Below are 14,531 nucleotides of genomic sequence, written 5' to 3'. Positions count from 1 at the left end.
GTCAGGGACGAGCGGCGACGTACTCGGCGGTGGCGTCGCTGATCCCGCCGGCCGGGTCGTCGAGCCCGCTGTGCGTGACGAGCGGCGCGTCCTCCTTGTGGAAGCGGCCGTCCTTCATGATCGCGTGCAGCTTGTCGTGGTCCTGCAGCACGGTGATGTCCTCGAGCGGGTCGCCGTCGACGAGGATCAGGTCGGCGAGGTAGCCGGGCTGGACCTTCCCGAGCTCGTCGGGCCGCAGCATGATCTCCCCGCCCCACGCGGTGGCCGAGATGATCGCCTCCATCGGCGTGAAGCCGAGTCGCTCGACGAAGTGCTCGAGGTCGCGGGCGTAGGTGCCGTGCGGGGTCCAGGCGAAGCCGTAGTCGCCGCCGGGGAGCAGCTTGATACCGCGGCGGTGCATCTCGCGCAGCCCCTCGGTGGCCTGCTCGAGCTCCTTCTTGTAGCCGACCGCTTCGGCGGCCTCCTGCGGGAACCCGAACGCCTCGGCCTCGTAGAGCGTGGCGATCAGCCAGTTGATGCCGGGCGCGACGAACACCCAGTCCTTGTTGGCCTCGAGCATGTCCATGCCCTCGGCGTCGGTGAAGCTGGCGTGGTAGATGACGTCGACCTTGTTCCGCAGGCACATCTTCACGCTCTCCGCGGAGCGGGCGTGGGCGCAGACGCGCTTTCCGCGGCGGTGCGCCTCGGTGACGGCGGCGGCCACCTCCTCGTCGGAGAAGTAGGTGTCCTCCGCGCGCTGGGTGCCAGTGATCTCCTCGCCGGTCATGGAGAGCTTGATCTGGTCGACGCCGAGGTCGATGAGCTGACGCACCGCGAGCCGCATGCCCTCCGGCCCGTCCGCGAACTTCGTGATCGACTTGATCAGCGCGCCGCCGGTCACCGCGATCTCGGGGCCGTTCGCGAGGTAGCGCGGCCCGGGGATGCGGCCGGCGTTGATCGCGTCGCGACAGACGACGTCGAGGCGCTCCTTCGCGGAGGCGGCCCCGAGGCACATCGTGTAGCCGGAGTCGATGTACTTCTTCGCCGACTCCACCGAGAACAGCAGGTGCTCCTCGACCGGCATCATGCCCAGTCCGTCGAGGTCCGCCGAGTTGTTCCACGAGAAGTGCGTGTGCGCGTCGCACAGCCCGGACATGAGCGTGCGACCACGCCCCTCGACCACCCGCGCGCCCTCGGCCCGGTTCTGCTCGACGGTGCCCACGGCGGCGATGCGGTCGTCCTCGACGAGCACGTCACCGGGGTAGGGCAGGGCCCCGGTGGAGTCGAGGATCGAGACGTTGCGGAACAGGACCTTGCTCATGGCGGGCTCCTCGTCGTCGAGGCGTCGGGTGGTGGGTCGGTGGAACTCTCAGAAGAACTTGAGGAGGTGCTCGGTGACGTCGTTCGGGCGCTCGAGGGCGGTCCAGTGGCCGCAGGCCGGCAGGACGTCGAGCGTCGCCGCGCCGTGCGCGTCGGCGAGGGCCTGGCTGACCTCGGGCTTCCCGACGCCGTCGTCGGCCCCGGTGAGCAGGAGCAGCGGCAGGTCGGGGCTGATCGGTCCCGGGTCGGGGGCACCGGCGAGGGCCTCGCAGGACCGCGCGTAGCCCTCCGGGTCCTGGCGCAGCACGAGCTCGCGGACGGCGGCCGCGGTCGCGGGGTGGTCGCGGCGGGTGGTCTCGGAGGTCGCGTTGCCCACGACGGCGTCGGCGATCGCCGGCATCTCGCCGGCGCGGGCCTTCGCCGCCCGGTCGTGCTGGCCCTGCTGCCCGGCCTCGGGCAGGGGCGCGGGCACGGCGCCGAGGAGGGCGAGGTGCGACACGGCCTCGGGACGGGTCGCGGCGAGGAGCCGCACGGTGATCGTCGCCATCGAGTGGCCGACCACGCGGGCGGGGCCGGCGTCGAGGCGGGTCAGCAGGTCGGCGAGGTCGTTGGCGAAGCTCTGGATGGACACGGCACCCGCGACCGGCGAGCGCCCCGAGCCCTCCATGTCCGGCCGCACGACGGTGAAGCGCTCGGCCAGCGCCGCGACCTGCGGCTGGTAGAAGTTCGACGTCCCGCCGAGACCGTGCACCAGCAGCACCACCGGGCCGTCCCCGGTGATCTCGACCGCCAGCTCCTTGCCGTTCACCTGCACGTGGTCGTCCTCCTTCAACGGATGGTCGTCAGCGGATGGTGTTGCGGAGCGATCCGAGACCGGTGATCGCGCACTCGACGACGTCACCCGTCGTCAGGAAGCGCGGGGGGTCGAAGCCGATGCCGACGCCGGCGGGGGTGCCGGTGGCGATCACGTCGCCGGGCAGCAGCGTGATGCCCGCGGAGATCACGCGGATCAGCTCGGGCACGTCGAAGATCAGGTCGGCGACCGGCGCCTTCTGCCGGGGCTCGCCGTTGACCGTGGACGAGACCTCGAGGGCGGCGAGGTCGCCGACCTCGTCCGCGCTGACCGCCCACGGCCCCATCGGCGCGTGCGTGTCGAGGGACTTCCCGAGCAACCACTGCTTGTGGTCGCGCTGTACGTCGCGGGCGGTGACGTCGTTGACGATCGTGTAGCCCCACACGTGGCCCAGAGCCTCGTCCCGGCCGATCCCCCGACCGCCTCGCCCGATGATGACGGCGAGCTCCGCCTCGTAGTCGAGCTCGCGCGTGATCCCGGCGTGGGCCTCGACGTCGTCGTAGGGACCCGTGACGGCCGTCGTCGCCTTCGAGAAGACGATCGGCTTCTCGGGGAGGTCCTCGGAGCGCTGGGGGGTGTCGTAGCCCGAGCGCCCGAACTCGGCGACGTGCTCGCGGTAGTTCTTCCCGACGGCGAACAGGTCGCGTCGGGGACGTGGGATCGGCGCGCGGAGGACGGGTGCGTCGACGGCCGGTAGATCGGTCGCCGCGGCGAGGCGCGGGCCGAGCACGTCCCACTCCTCGATGACGGCGAGGAGCGTCCGCTCCCCCACCACCGCGGCGAGGTCGAGGACCGTCGAGCCGTCGTCGTCGACCCGGCCGACGCCCTCACGGCCGCCGGCGGCGAACGTCACCAGCTTCACGGGCACGCTCCTTCGCGTCGTCGGACCAATGCGGACCAATCTGCTATCTTGGTCGCGATCCTATCGTGGGATCGACCGTACGACGGTGCTGTGCAGGCTGTGAAGCCGCACTTTGGTCCTATATTGGTTGGAGCCGATGACCCCGGTGGTGACGCGCCTGCGGGCGCTGCTCGACGAGTCCGTGGCCGAGGGCAGGCTCGGGACCGGCGCCAAGATCCCGACCGAGCGCGCCCTCCAGGACGTGCTGCAGGCGTCGCGGACCGCCGTCCGGTCGGCGCTCGCGGAGCTCGAGCGCGAGGGGCGCATCACCCGGCACGTCGGGCGCGGCACGTTCCTGGCGGAGCTGGAGGGCGGGCCCGAGCTGCCGGCCGCGGCGCGGACGACGCTGCAGACGAGCCCGGCCGAGATCATGGCGACCCGGCTCGTCCTCGAGCCGGAGATCGCGGCGCTCGCCGCCCGGCACGCCACCCCCGCCGACGTCGACCACGTCCGGCACTGCCTGCAGCGCGGCAACGCCACAGGCACCTACGAGGAGTTCGAGGCCTGGGACTCCGCCCTGCACCGCGCCATCGCGACCGCCGCGCACAACGGTCTCCTGCTCCGGCTCTTCGACACCATGAACGCCGCCCGGGACCTGCCGGTCTGGGGCAGCATCAAGCGGCGCTCGGCCACCCCGGAACGCCGGCAGGGCTACGAGTGCAGCCACGGCGAGATCGTCGAGGCGCTGGTGGAGCGGGACGCCGACGCCGCGCGCGACCACATGCGCGCCCACCTCGTCGACGTGCGCACCAACCTGCTGGGGGTGCACTGACTCCCTAGTGCTGCAGGCGGGAGCGCACCTCCGCCTCGGCGCGCGCGAGGGTCGACGTCTCCGCCTCGCGACGCAGCTCGTCGAGCTGCTCCCCCGCCTCCGGTCGACTCCACTCGCGGGCGAAGGCGCCGGAGAGGATGTCGTCGTGCAGGACGGACGAGAACCGTTCGTAGGTCGCGGTGACGTCGGCGGCGGCCAGCGCGCGGAGCTGCCCGTACTGCGAGGTCCGGGAGTGCAGGCCGAGCTGGCCGAACAGTCCGTCCCGGGCGATGTGGTCGAACACCTCGGACGGCTCGCCCGAGAGGTACAGCTCGGAGAGCACGGCCTCCTCGCTGAACCCTGCCTCGGTGAGCACGGCGTGCGCGGTGCGGAGCATCCCCAGCACGAGCGGCCACACCGCCTGCTCGCTGAACAGGTCCAGCGCCGCCTCCTCGCGGGCGGACGACACCACCGCTCCGCCGAGCGCGCCCCCGATCCCGCGGGCGATCGCCGTCGTGGTGTCCCACGCGTGCCCGGTGGCGTCCCGCTCGACCGAGACGAGACACGGGAAGCCGACCCGCGAGACGTACCGGTCGCGCACCGCCGCGCCGATCATCCGCGGCGCGACCATCACGACGTCGACGCCGTCCGGCACCTCCAGCAGCCCGAAGTGCCAGTTGTAGCCGCTCGCGAGGACGAGCGTGTCCCCGGCGCGCAGCCCGGGCGCGATCTCGTCACGGACCAGGTCGGGCTGCACCTCGTCGGGGACCAGCAGCAGGAGGACGTCGGCCGCCCGGGCCACCTCGGCGATCGGCCGCGGCGCGAAGCCAGCCTCGTCCGCCGCGGTCGCGTACTCGTCCACGCGGTTCCCGACGACGGGTGTGACACCCGAGTCGCGCAGGTTCGCCGCCTGCGCGGCGCCCTGGTTGCCGTACCCGAGCACGCCGACGGTGCGCCCGGCCAGGGCCTGCAGGTCGCCGATGCTCTCCGGGCCTTCCCGACGGATCTCCGCGTGAGCCATACGGGTCACTCTGACCCGGCGGGCCGGTCCGGCGCCATCCGCCAGGTGCGGGCGCGGTGGGGTCGGGGGGTCGGGCGTTCGGGGTGTCAGGTCGATGTCCGGGTCACGGTGACGCGGACGAGGCGGCCGGAGTCGCACGCACCCGGTGGCGTTGCGTCCCGCACACGGTCAGCCGGGGCGACCTCCTCGCGTCCACGCGTTGCGCCCCGCACACGGCCGGCCGGAGCGACCTACTCGCGTCCACGCGTTGCGTCGCGCACACGGCCGGCCGGAGCGACCTGGTCCCGCCGTCGCGTTGCGCGACGCAACGCCTTCGTCGGCCGGGGCGGCCCCCTCCCGCCGTATGCGCGACGCAACGCCCGCGTCACCCGACGCGAACTCCTCCCGCCGTGTGCGCGACGCACTGCCCGCGTCACCCGACGCGAACTCCTCCCGCCGTGTGCGCGACGCAACGCCTCCGTCGGCCGGGGCGACCTCCTCCCGCCGTGTGCGCGACGCAACGCAGCGCGAGCCGGGGCCGCGGTCTCACCAGGTCACGCGCGGTGGCACCGTTCCGGCGTTGATCTGGTTCGCGAGGTTCGAGCAGACGATCGCGCAGGTGATGAACCCGGCGAGCCAGGCGAGGAAGCCGAGCGGGAAGAAGAGGAAGAACAGCAGGAAGCCGACGAAGAAGTGCGCGGCCATGAGCGTGAGGCCGGTGCCGATGCGGTCGAGGTAGAGGTGACCGGCCCCGAGCCACAGGAAGGACAGCAGCACCGCCACGCCCGCCGACTTGGCCGGCCGGACCGGGTAGGCCATCGGCGCGTACCCGCCGTACGGCACCGGGGCGTAGGGCGCGGGCGCGTACGCGGCCGGAGGCGGCGTCGTCGCGAAGGGGGCTGCGACGGGGGCGGAGTACGGCGGGACCTGCTGGGGCCCGCTCGGGTACTGGACGGGGCGTCCGGCCGCCCGGCAGCGCTGACACGGCACGCCGGCGACCGGCAGCCCTCCGCCGCAGTTCGGGCAGGTCAGCCCCACGTGCTCGCTCATCCGGTCCCCCGACTCGTCGTGACCCCTCGTGGGTGTCGACGACTCATCGCCGGATCTTCGCCGGGGGTTACACCGGGCCCTCTAGGGTCGAGGACGGACCGGGGGGTGCGGTGAGCGACGACGAGTGGTCCGAGGCGCAGCGGATGTTGGAGGCGGGCATCGACTTCGAGCACGCGAACGCGGCGCGGATGTACGACTACTTCCTCGGGGGCGCCCACCACTTCGAGGTCGACCGCGAGGTGGCGGCCCGCGTCGTCGAGGGCAACCCGGACATCGCCGCGGTGGCGCGGGCGAACCGCGCGTTCCTCGGCCACGTCGTCCGGTGGTGCCTCGCGCAGGGGATCGACCAGTTCCTCGACCTCGGGTCCGGGGTCCCGACCGTCGGCAACGTCCACGAGATCGCCCTCGACTCCGAGCCGACCGCACGGGTGGCCTACGTCGACTTCGAGCCGGTCGCGGTCGCGCACGCCGAGCAGATCCTCGCCGGGCACCCCACCGTCACGATCACCCGCGCCGATCTCCGCGACCCGGCGTCGGTCCTGTGCGCGCCCGGCGTCGCGGACCTGCTCGACCTCGACCGCCCCGTCGCCCTCCTCATGATCGCGGTGCTGCACTTCGTCGCCGATCCCGCCGCCCGCGAGGCCCTCGACCACTACCGCGCGGCCCTCGCGCCCGGCAGCGTCGTCGCGATCAGCCACGCCTCCGACGACCACGACGATCCCGAGGTCGCCGAGCAGGTCCGCGGCGCCGCGGTCGGCTACGCGAACAGCGCCACCCCGCTGCTCCTGCGCAGCCGCGCCGAGCTGCGCGGGCTGGTCGGGGACCTCGAGCTCGTGCCCCCGGGCCTGGTCGACGTCCGCGACTGGCCCGACCCGCACCCCGGGACCCCCGGCGCCGGTGGCTACGGCCTCGTCGCACGTCTGCCCTGAGCCCACCGGGGTAACCGACCAGGTGAATCGGACGAGGACGTTCGTCGGCGCCGGGCTCGTGCTCGTCGTCCTGGCGGTGCTGGCCGTGGTCACGCTGACGACGTCGCGGGACGCCGGGTCCGCGGGGACGACCTCGCAGGACCCGGTCGCCCAGGCCCGGCTCGCCGTCCCGCGCCGCGACCCGGGCGACCCGCTGGCGCTGGGGAACCCGGACGCACCCGTCGTCCTGGCGGAGTGGGGCGACTTCCAGTGCCCGTTCTGCCGGCTGTACGCGGCCACCACGGAGCCCGCGCTGATCCGGCAGTACGTCGACAGCGGCCAGGTCCGCCTCGAGTGGCACGACTTCGCCTACCTCGGCCCGGAGTCGGTGCTCGAGGCCCGGGCGGCTCGCGCCGCCGGTCGTCAGGAACGGTTCTGGGACTTCCACGCCGCGCTCTACCGCGACCAGCGGGCGGAGAACCGCGGTGAGGTCACGGAGGCGACGCTGACCGACGAGGCCGCCCGGCTCGGGCTCGACGTGCCCCGGTTCCGGCAGGACCTCGCGGACCCCGCGATCGCCCGGGCGGTCGCCGACGACCAGGCGCTCGGCAGCCGGCTCGGCGTCGGCGGGGTGCCGAGCTTCGTGATCGGCGACCAGTTGATCTTCGGTGCCCAGCCACTACCGACGTTCCAGCAGGCCCTCGACGGCGCGCTGGCCCGGGACCGCTGAGGCGTGCCCGACCTCGGCTACGCGGCGGCGTTCCTCGGCGGCCTCCTGGCGCTGCTCAGCCCGTGCAGCGCCCTGCTCCTGCCCTCGTTCTTCGCCTACGCGGTCAGCGGGCGGACCGAGCTGGTCGCGCGGACGTCGGTGTTCCTCGTCGGGCTGGCCGTCGTGCTGGTGCCGCTCGGGGCGGGATCGGGGGCGCTGGCGGGAGTGCTGACGCAGTACCGCACGGAGGTCGTGACCGCGGCCGGCGTCCTGATCATCGTGCTCGGCGTCGTGCAGATCCTCGGCGGCGGGTGGGCGTTCGCGCCGGCGGCGCGGTTCCAGTCCCGCATGGCACGCCGCGGGACGTGGCTCGCCACGCTCGGACTCGGCGCCGCCTACGGCCTGGCCGGGTTCTGCTCCGGGCCGATCCTCGGCGCGGTCCTGACCGTGGCCGCGGCGAGCGGGCAGGCCGTGCGCGGCGCGGCGCTGCTCGCGGTGTACGCCGTGGGCATGGCCGTGCCGTTGTTCGTGCTCGCCCTGCTGTGGCAGCGCTTCAACCTCGGGAGTCGCCGGTGGCTGCGGGGGCGCACGTTCCACGTCGGGCCGCTGACCCTGCACACCACGTCGACGGTCTCCGGGCTGCTCTTCGTCGTGATCGGCGTGCTGTTCGTCGTCTACGACGGCACCGCGGGCCTCGTCGGGGCCGATCCGGCGACGGCGGCGGGTGCGGAGAACACCGCCGTCGCCGTCGGGTCGTCCGTGCCCGACCTCGTCGTCCTCGGGGTGGTCGCGGTGGTGACGCTCGCCGTCGTCGGGTGGCGGCTCCGGTCGTCGCTCAGCTCGTCGCGACGATCCAGGTGACGCCGAAGCGGTCGGTGACCATGCCGTAGGGCGTCCCCCACGGCGTCGGCGCGAGGGCCTGCAGGACCGTCCCGCCCTCGGCCAGCCCCTTCCACAGCGGCGTGACCTCCTCCAACGACTCGCCGTTGAGCATGACGAACAGCGACTCGTCGTGGACGAGGCTGTCGGCCCGGCGACGACCGGCCCCGGCGAGCCCGCCTCCGGTCGCGTCGAAGACGTCGTAGGCCGCGATGCGGAAGCCGTTCTCGGCCGCGACCATGCCGAAGGCGACGAGGTCGGCGTTCGGGGAGTCCGCCGCGACCGGGGCGAACTCCACGCGGTCGGAGTCGGGCGAGTCCTGCGGCACGCCGCCCTGACCGTAGGTGTTGATCACGAGCTGCCCGCCGAAGACCGAGTGGTAGAACTCCAGCGCCGCGCGGGCGTCGCCGGTGAAGTTGAGGTGGGTCAGGGTGCTGATCGCCATGCGCCCATGGTGTTCGTCGAGGCGGACAAGTTCAGTCCTGCTCCACCGGCCGGACGAGGATCTCATTGACGGCGACGCGGGCCGGTCGGGTGACCATGTAGACCACCGCGTCGGCGATGTCGGCGGCCTCGAGCACACCGAGCTCCCCGAGCGAGTCGAGGTCCGGGGTGTCGCCCTCCCCCTTGTCCGGCAGCTCGGTGCGGGTGATGCCCGGCTCGACCACGCCGACCCGCACGTGCGCCGGCGCGAGCTCCTGGCGCAGCGACTCGGAGAAGGCACCGACCGCGTGCTTCGTCGCCGCGTAGACCGCTCCGACCGGCATGACCCGCCGTCCGGCGTCAGAGCTGACGTTGACGACGTCGGCGACGCCCCGCGACCCGGACGCGGCATTCACCAGCGGCTCGAGGGCGGCGTGCGTGACGGCGAGCAGCCCGTCGAGGTTGATCGCCGTGGTCGCGCGCCAGTCGGCGAGGTCGGACCCGCGCGCTGGGGCGAGGGAGCCGTACCCGGCGTTGTTCACGAGGACGTCGAGCCGCCCGTGGCGCGCGACGACCTCGCCGATCGCCCCCACGGCGGCTTCGGTGTCTGCGAGATCGACGACGTGGATGCTGGTCGCGCCGCCGAGGTCCTCCGCGAGGGTGGTGAGGCGGTCCTCGCGGCGCGCGAGCAGGGCGAGGGTCGCGCCCCGCTCGGCGAGCGCGCGGGCGGTCGCCCCGCCGATCCCGCTCGAGGCCCCCGTGACCGCCGCGACCACGCCGTGCAGTGAGTCACTCATGATCGGCGGCTACCCGTTCGAGGTGCGGATCTTCCGTGTGAGGTCACGGTTGGATCACGGCGATGTCTCGATCGGGGTTACAGCGAGATCCATCCGGGGGATTCCCGCGGCGTTCGGCGCAGAGCGTGCCGACGTCGCACCGCGATGGGAGACGAGACATGGGCAAGCACACCAACGCCGCCGGGGGCATCGGTCTCGACGTCCGGGGCGCGGAGCCGCGGGTCGGCCGCGCGGGCCGGGCGGTGACGGTCGCCGGGATCGCCGGCGTGGGCCTGCTGGCCGCCGCCGCGCCCGCCATGGCCAGCACCGGGGACTCCTGCAGCCATGAGAAGGACGGCCACCAGGTCGGGAGCAGCCATCAGTCCGGCGGCAGCCACGGCAAGGGCGGCCACGCGAAGGGTGAGCACTCCGACGGCAAGCACGGCAGCCACGGCTCGTCGCCCATCACCGACATCACGAGCACCGTCAGCACCCTGACCGGGGGCAACGGCGGCAACGGTGGCGCCGGCACCGGCGGTGCGGGCGGCAACGGTGGCCTCGCCACCGGCGGCCAGGGCGGGATCAACGTCCTGTCCGGCAGCAACCTCGCGCTGCTGGGCAAGTCGGCGCCGAGCGAGAACTCCTCGTCCGGCGGGGACGCCCAGGCCAACGGCGCCTCCGGCGGGCACGGCATCGGCGGTGCCGCCGGGCACGGCTCACTGTCGAACGGCTAGCCACCGCACGGAACCACGACGGGCGAACCGTGTCCTGGGGACACGGTTCGCCCGTTGTCGTCTGCAGGGCAGGCGACCCGCGCCCCGCCGTCGAGCGCCATCCCGCAGCCCTCAGTGCTCGATGATCACCGCTCGGGCGGGTGCGCCGCCCGGATGCCGCCGACCACGAGGTCGAGGCCGGCGAGGAACTGCTCCTGGTCGTCGTGGCCGCGCATCTGCCGCGCGACCCGACGGACGAACGGATAGCCGTCCTCGTCGAGCGCCTCCCACGCCGCCGCCGTCGCGTCGAGGAACTCCGCCCGCCCGAGACCGCCGCCGCCCGCGCGTCCGTTGACCGCGTTCTGCCCGGCGGCGCCGAGCACGTAGGACAGGACCGTCGTCGTCGCCGTGAACCACGCGGGTTCCGGGACGCCCAGGTCACGGATCGGCCGCCCGAACGCCTCGACCAACCGCGGCGTCGTGGGTCCGGTCGGGGAGCGCGACATCTGCACCCCGAGCTGCGTCCCCAGCCAGGGGTGGTCGTCGATCGCGTCGAACAACCGGAGCCCGACCGCCCGCAGCTCCTCCTCCGGCGACCCCGCCGATGGCCGGTCCGCCAGGGCCGCCGCGACCACCCCGTCCGTCGCCGCGCCGAGCAGTTCGTCCCGGTTCGCGACGTGCCAGTAGATCGCGCCCGCGCCGGTGGCCAGGCGCTCGGTCAGCACGCGGAACGTCAGGCCGCTCTCGCCCGACGCGTCGAGCACCTCGACGGCCGCGTCCACGATGCGCTCGCGGGAGAGCGCGTCACTCCGCCGGGTCCGCGTGGCCATGCCTCATCTTGACACGGTTGGAGCGCCGTTCCAAACTTTTCTGGAACGACATTCCACAGGAGGTACGTCATGACCACCACCCACGTCACGATCGTCGGCGCCGGCCTCGGCGGCCTCGTCCTCGCCCGCGTCCTGCACGTCCACGGACTCCGGGCCACGGTGTACGAGGCGGAACCGAGTGCGACCGCCCGCGCGCAGGGCGGCATGCTCGACATCCACGAGGAGAACGGCCAGCCCGCCCTCGAGGCGGCCGGGCTGACGGAGGCGTTCCGCGCCCTGGTCCTCGAGGGCCGCGAGGCGATGCGCGTGCTCGACCAGCACGGCACCGTCCTGCTCGACGAGCCCGACGACGGGTCGGGCGGGCGTCCGGAGATCCAGCGCGCCGACCTGCGCCGTCTGCTGCTCGACTCCCTGCCCGAGGACACCGTGCGGTGGGGCCACAAGGTCGCCGCGATCCGTCCGCTCGACGGCGGCCGGCACGAGATCACGTTCGCCGACGGGACAACCGTGGAGATCGACGTCCTGGTCGGCGCGGACGGCGCCTGGTCGAAGGTCCGCCCGCTGGTCTCGGACGCGACGCCGACCTACTCCGGCCGGTCGTTCGTCGAGACCTGGCTGCACGAGAGCGACACCCGGCACCCGACCTCCGCGGCGACCGTCGGTGGCGGCTCGATGATGGCGGTCGCCCCCGGGAAGGGCATCCAGGCCCACCGCGAGGCCGGCGGGACCCTGCACACCTACGTCGCGCTGACGAAGCCGCTGAGCTGGTTCGACGACGTCGACGTCCCGCGCGTCCTGCGCGAGTTCGACGGCTGGGCCCCCGAGCTCACCGCCCTGCTCACGGACACCGACGTCGACCCGGTCGTCCGCCGCCTGCACACGCTCCCGACCGGCCACCGGTGGGAGCGCGTGCCGGGCGTGACCCTCGTCGGCGACGCCGCCCACCTCGCCCCGCCCAACGGTGAGGGCGCCAACCTCGCGATGCAGGACGGCGCCGAGCTCGGCCTCGCCCTCGCCGCCCACCCGGACGACGTCGGGGCCGCGCTCGCCGCGTACGAGCAGGCCCTGTTCCCGCGGGCCGAGGCCGCCACCCTCGACGGCACCGAGCTATGCGACCTCATGTTCGGGCCGGACTCGCCGCAGTCCCTGGTCGACATGTTCACGTCGTTCCCGCAGGCCTGATGTGCTGAGCTGGCACGCGTGACCCGCTCCCCCGGCCCGGCCGACGAGGTGGAGCGCGGACTGCTGCAGGCGCTGCAGATCGACGGGCGAGTGGCGTTCTCACTGGTCGCCGACGTGCTGGACGTCTCCGAACGCACGGTGGAGCGCCGCTACCGGGAGCTGCGGGCGGCCGGCGCGGTGCGCGTCGTCGGGAAGACCTGGCCGTCGGCGGTGGACGAGCAGCAGTGGCTGGTGCGGGTCGGGTGCGTCCCGGACGCCGCCGAGGGGCTCGCCCACGCGGTCGCGCGCCTGCCGGAGACGTCGTGGGTGCAGCTGACGTCCGGCGGCGCGGAGCTGCTCACGATGGTCCGGGTCCCGGCCGGGGACGACCAGCCGTCCGGATCGGTGCTCTCCCGCCTGCCCCGCAGCCCGCGGGTCACGCGGGTCGACGGACTGTCGGTCCTCGCGGTGTTCGCGGGCGGACGGATCAGCCCGCTCACCAAGGCCGGTCCCCTTCCCGACGAGGCCGTGCGCCGCATCGCGGACGCGGCCCTTCCCGACGACGGCCAGCGCTGCCGCCCGACCGACGACGACGCCGCGCTGCTCGCGGCGCTCGAGGTCGACGGCCGAGCGCGCTGGCGGGACCTCGCGACGACGACGGGCCGGTCCCCCACGACGGTGCGACGACGGGTGGCGGAGCTCGTGCGGGGACAGGCGCTGGTCTTCGACGTGGACTTCGCGCCGTCGCTGCTCGGGCTGCGGTCGTCGGCCGCGCTGTGGCTCTCGGTGCACCCGTCCGACCTGCTCGCGGCCGGGGAGGCGCTGGCCGGACACCCGGAGGTCGGCTTCGCGGCCGCGACCACGGGCGCGACGAACCTCTACGCGAGCGTCCAGCTCCGCGACGACCGCGCCCTCTTCGAATACCTGACCGGCCCGGTGACGACGTTGCCCGGGCTGATCGCGATCCACACCGCGCCGGTTCTGCGCACCGTCAAGCGCACGGCGTGACGGGAACGAGCAGATCGACCCGACCTGCCGTCGGGAAGAGCCGTTCTCGACGCCGTGGGGGCTCATCGGCGTAGGAGCGGGAGCACCGTCGCGGCCATGACCACCGCGTTCGACCCGATCGACCTCCCGACCCTGCACCTGCCCAACCGCATCGCGATGGCGCCGCTGACCCGACGGCGCGCGTACGGCCCGGGCCTCTCGGCCACCGAGCTCATCATCGAGTACTACGAGCAGCGCGCGTCGGCCGGGCTGATCGTGTCCGAGGCGATGCAGCCCGAGGCGGTCGGGCAGGGCTACACCGACACCCCGGGGATGCACACCGCGGCGCAGGCGGCGTCGTGGCGACCGGTCGTCGACCGCGTGCACGCCGCAGGCGGCCGGATCGTCGCCCAGCTCATGCACGCCGGTCGGAACAGCCACCCGGAACTGCTCGGCGGCGGGCTGGCGCCGCTGGCGCCGTCGGCGGTGCCAGCGGAGGGCATCGTGCGCCTGTACTCGAGCGAGCCTGCCGTGCGACGCCCCTACCCGGTGCCGCGGGCGATGACCGTCGAGGAGGTCGAGGCGACGATCGTCGGGTTCGCGGACTCCGCGGAGCTCGCGATGTCGGCGGGGTTCGACGGGGTCGAGCTGCACGGCGCGTACGGCTACCTGATCCAGCAGTTCCTCTCCAGCACGGCGAACCTGCGCACGGACCGCTACGGCGGCGACCTCGCGGGGCGTCGACGGTTCGTGCTGGAGCTGGTGGACGCGGTGGCCGCGCGGATCGGGCCGGAGCACCTGGCGCTGCGCCTGTCGCCGGGGTGCACGGCGTTCGGGCTGGTCGAGGACGAGGTCGACGAGCTCTACCGCGGCCTCGTCGACCAGCTCCCCGCGCTGTCCTACCTGCACCTGTTCGAGTGGCCCGGGCACCGCGACCTGACCGTCGACCTGCGCCGTCGCTGGCCGGGGGTGTTCGTGCTGAACCCGCACGCGGCGTGGGCCGACTTCCCCGCGGGCGCGGAGGCACTGCGGGTGGTGGACGACGGGCTCGCGGACGTGGTCGCGCTGGGGACGATGTTCGTCTCGAACCCCGACCTCGTGGAGCGGCTCCGGGCCCGCGCGCCCCTCGCCCCGGCCGACGACGCGACGTTCTACCGCGGCGACCACCGGGGCTACACGGACTACCCCACGCTGGCGGGTGTGGGCCGGTAGGGCCGCTAGTGTCGCGCGTCTGAAGTTCGCTGACGGGTGGCGTGGGGCAGGATCTCTTCGGCGGTCTTGGTCCAGGTGA

At 73.7% G+C, this 14,531-nt stretch carries 16 protein-coding genes; 8 read left to right on the top strand and 8 right to left on the bottom strand.

Annotation, left to right across the window (positions count from 1 at the left end; all coding sequences use genetic code 11):
- Position 1: 1 nt before the first annotated feature.
- Genes QRT03_RS23100 through QRT03_RS23090 form a run of 3 tightly spaced genes read right to left on the bottom strand, consistent with a single transcriptional unit; the run spans position 2 to position 3,014 of the window.
- Entirely contained in the window at positions 2-1,300 is a 1,299-nt protein-coding gene (locus QRT03_RS23100; protein ID WP_286055434.1) for a metal-dependent hydrolase family protein, read from the bottom strand.
- 48 nt (positions 1,301-1,348) lie between these two features.
- Entirely contained in the window at positions 1,349-2,131 is a 783-nt protein-coding gene (locus QRT03_RS23095; protein ID WP_286055433.1) for an alpha/beta fold hydrolase, read from the bottom strand.
- A 10-nt stretch (positions 2,132-2,141) separates the two neighbouring features.
- On the bottom strand, positions 2,142-3,014 hold the full coding sequence (locus QRT03_RS23090; RefSeq protein ID WP_286055432.1) for a fumarylacetoacetate hydrolase family protein: 873 nt from the start codon (positions 3,012-3,014) through the stop codon (positions 2,142-2,144).
- Between the two features lie 136 nt (positions 3,015-3,150).
- Here QRT03_RS23090 and QRT03_RS23085 point away from each other — a divergent pair, with 136 nt between their 5' ends.
- The gene (locus QRT03_RS23085) at positions 3,151-3,825 is read left to right on the top strand and encodes a FadR/GntR family transcriptional regulator (protein ID WP_286055431.1); all 675 of its coding nucleotides are present in this window, start codon (positions 3,151-3,153) and stop codon (positions 3,823-3,825) included.
- 4 nt (positions 3,826-3,829) lie between these two features.
- Here the strand turns inward: QRT03_RS23085 and QRT03_RS23080 are convergent, their stop codons facing one another.
- Positions 3,830-4,825: an NAD(P)-dependent oxidoreductase gene (locus QRT03_RS23080; protein WP_286055430.1), complete on the bottom strand. Its 996-nt coding sequence runs from the start codon at positions 4,823-4,825 to the stop codon at positions 3,830-3,832.
- 525 nt (positions 4,826-5,350) lie between these two features.
- Complete coding sequence (locus tag QRT03_RS23075; protein ID WP_286055429.1) at positions 5,351-5,854, bottom strand: TM2 domain-containing protein; 504 nt, start codon at positions 5,852-5,854, stop codon at positions 5,351-5,353.
- Between the two features lie 110 nt (positions 5,855-5,964).
- On the opposite strand from QRT03_RS23075, the gene QRT03_RS23070 reads away from it, so the two are divergent.
- From QRT03_RS23070 to QRT03_RS23060, 3 genes are read left to right on the top strand one after another with little or no spacing between them, the layout of a single operon-like run.
- On the top strand, positions 5,965-6,783 hold the full coding sequence (locus QRT03_RS23070) for an SAM-dependent methyltransferase (RefSeq protein WP_286055428.1): 819 nt from the start codon (positions 5,965-5,967) through the stop codon (positions 6,781-6,783).
- A 22-nt stretch (positions 6,784-6,805) separates the two neighbouring features.
- Positions 6,806-7,492 (top strand): DsbA family protein, encoded by a 687-nt coding sequence (locus QRT03_RS23065; RefSeq protein WP_286055427.1) that lies wholly within the window; start codon positions 6,806-6,808, stop codon positions 7,490-7,492.
- 3 nt (positions 7,493-7,495) lie between these two features.
- Entirely contained in the window at positions 7,496-8,332 is an 837-nt protein-coding gene (locus QRT03_RS23060; RefSeq protein ID WP_286055426.1) for a cytochrome c biogenesis CcdA family protein, read from the top strand.
- Here the strand turns inward: QRT03_RS23060 and QRT03_RS23055 are convergent.
- Complete coding sequence (locus QRT03_RS23055) at positions 8,307-8,795, bottom strand: VOC family protein (protein ID WP_286055425.1); 489 nt, start codon at positions 8,793-8,795, stop codon at positions 8,307-8,309. The genes QRT03_RS23060 and QRT03_RS23055 overlap by 26 nt on opposite strands.
- Before the next feature lie 31 nt (positions 8,796-8,826).
- Positions 8,827-9,570, bottom strand: coding sequence for an SDR family oxidoreductase (locus QRT03_RS23050; RefSeq protein ID WP_286055424.1), 744 nt, complete (start codon positions 9,568-9,570; stop codon positions 8,827-8,829).
- A 158-nt stretch (positions 9,571-9,728) separates the two neighbouring features.
- On the opposite strand from QRT03_RS23050, the gene QRT03_RS23045 reads away from it, so the two are divergent.
- Entirely contained in the window at positions 9,729-10,283 is a 555-nt protein-coding gene (locus QRT03_RS23045; protein ID WP_286055423.1) for a hypothetical protein, read from the top strand.
- Between the two features lie 125 nt (positions 10,284-10,408).
- Here QRT03_RS23045 and QRT03_RS23040 read toward each other — a convergent pair whose 3' ends face one another.
- Entirely contained in the window at positions 10,409-11,092 is a 684-nt protein-coding gene (locus QRT03_RS23040; RefSeq protein WP_286055422.1) for a TetR/AcrR family transcriptional regulator, read from the bottom strand.
- 69 nt (positions 11,093-11,161) lie between these two features.
- Between QRT03_RS23040 and QRT03_RS23035 the strand changes: the two genes are divergently transcribed.
- From QRT03_RS23035 to QRT03_RS23025, 3 genes are all read left to right on the top strand, one after another.
- A complete protein-coding gene (locus tag QRT03_RS23035; protein WP_286055421.1) occupies positions 11,162-12,274 on the top strand; it encodes an FAD-dependent oxidoreductase in 1,113 nt (370 codons plus the stop codon).
- 18 nt (positions 12,275-12,292) lie between these two features.
- Positions 12,293-13,261 (top strand): Lrp/AsnC family transcriptional regulator, encoded by a 969-nt coding sequence (locus tag QRT03_RS23030; RefSeq protein WP_286055420.1) that lies wholly within the window; start codon positions 12,293-12,295, stop codon positions 13,259-13,261.
- A gap of 96 nt (positions 13,262-13,357) precedes the next feature.
- Positions 13,358-14,452, top strand: coding sequence for an alkene reductase (locus QRT03_RS23025; RefSeq protein WP_286055419.1), 1,095 nt, complete (start codon positions 13,358-13,360; stop codon positions 14,450-14,452).
- Positions 14,453-14,531: the final 79 nt, after the last annotated feature.

Origin of the sequence: Actinomycetospora termitidis (assembly GCF_030286555.1) — a bacterium.
Taxonomy (GTDB): Bacteria; Actinomycetota; Actinomycetes; order Mycobacteriales; family Pseudonocardiaceae; genus Actinomycetospora; species Actinomycetospora termitidis.
Note: the sequence above shows the minus strand (reverse complement) of the source record. Positions and strands in the feature narration are given on the sequence as shown.

Excerpts from the sequence above, each read along its gene's own strand:
- QRT03_RS23085 (WP_286055431.1), top strand. The coding sequence starts at position 3,151 with ATGACCCCGGTGGTGACGCGCCTGCGGGCGCTGCTCGACGAGTCCGTG.
- QRT03_RS23080 (WP_286055430.1), bottom strand. The coding sequence starts at position 4,825 with ATGGCTCACGCGGAGATCCGTCGGGAAGGCCCGGAGAGCATCGGCGAC.
- QRT03_RS23075 (WP_286055429.1), bottom strand. The coding sequence starts at position 5,854 with ATGAGCGAGCACGTGGGGCTGACCTGCCCGAACTGCGGCGGAGGGCTG.
- QRT03_RS23040 (WP_286055422.1), bottom strand. The coding sequence starts at position 11,092 with ATGGCCACGCGGACCCGGCGGAGTGACGCGCTCTCCCGCGAGCGCATC.
- QRT03_RS23025 (WP_286055419.1), top strand. The coding sequence starts at position 13,358 with ATGACCACCGCGTTCGACCCGATCGACCTCCCGACCCTGCACCTGCCC.
- QRT03_RS23045 (WP_286055423.1), top strand. The coding sequence starts at position 9,729 with ATGGGCAAGCACACCAACGCCGCCGGGGGCATCGGTCTCGACGTCCGG.
- QRT03_RS23100 (WP_286055434.1), bottom strand. The coding sequence starts at position 1,300 with ATGAGCAAGGTCCTGTTCCGCAACGTCTCGATCCTCGACTCCACCGGG.
- QRT03_RS23055 (WP_286055425.1), bottom strand. The coding sequence starts at position 8,795 with ATGGCGATCAGCACCCTGACCCACCTCAACTTCACCGGCGACGCCCGC.
- QRT03_RS23035 (WP_286055421.1), top strand. The coding sequence starts at position 11,162 with ATGACCACCACCCACGTCACGATCGTCGGCGCCGGCCTCGGCGGCCTC.
- QRT03_RS23050 (WP_286055424.1), bottom strand. The coding sequence starts at position 9,570 with ATGAGTGACTCACTGCACGGCGTGGTCGCGGCGGTCACGGGGGCCTCG.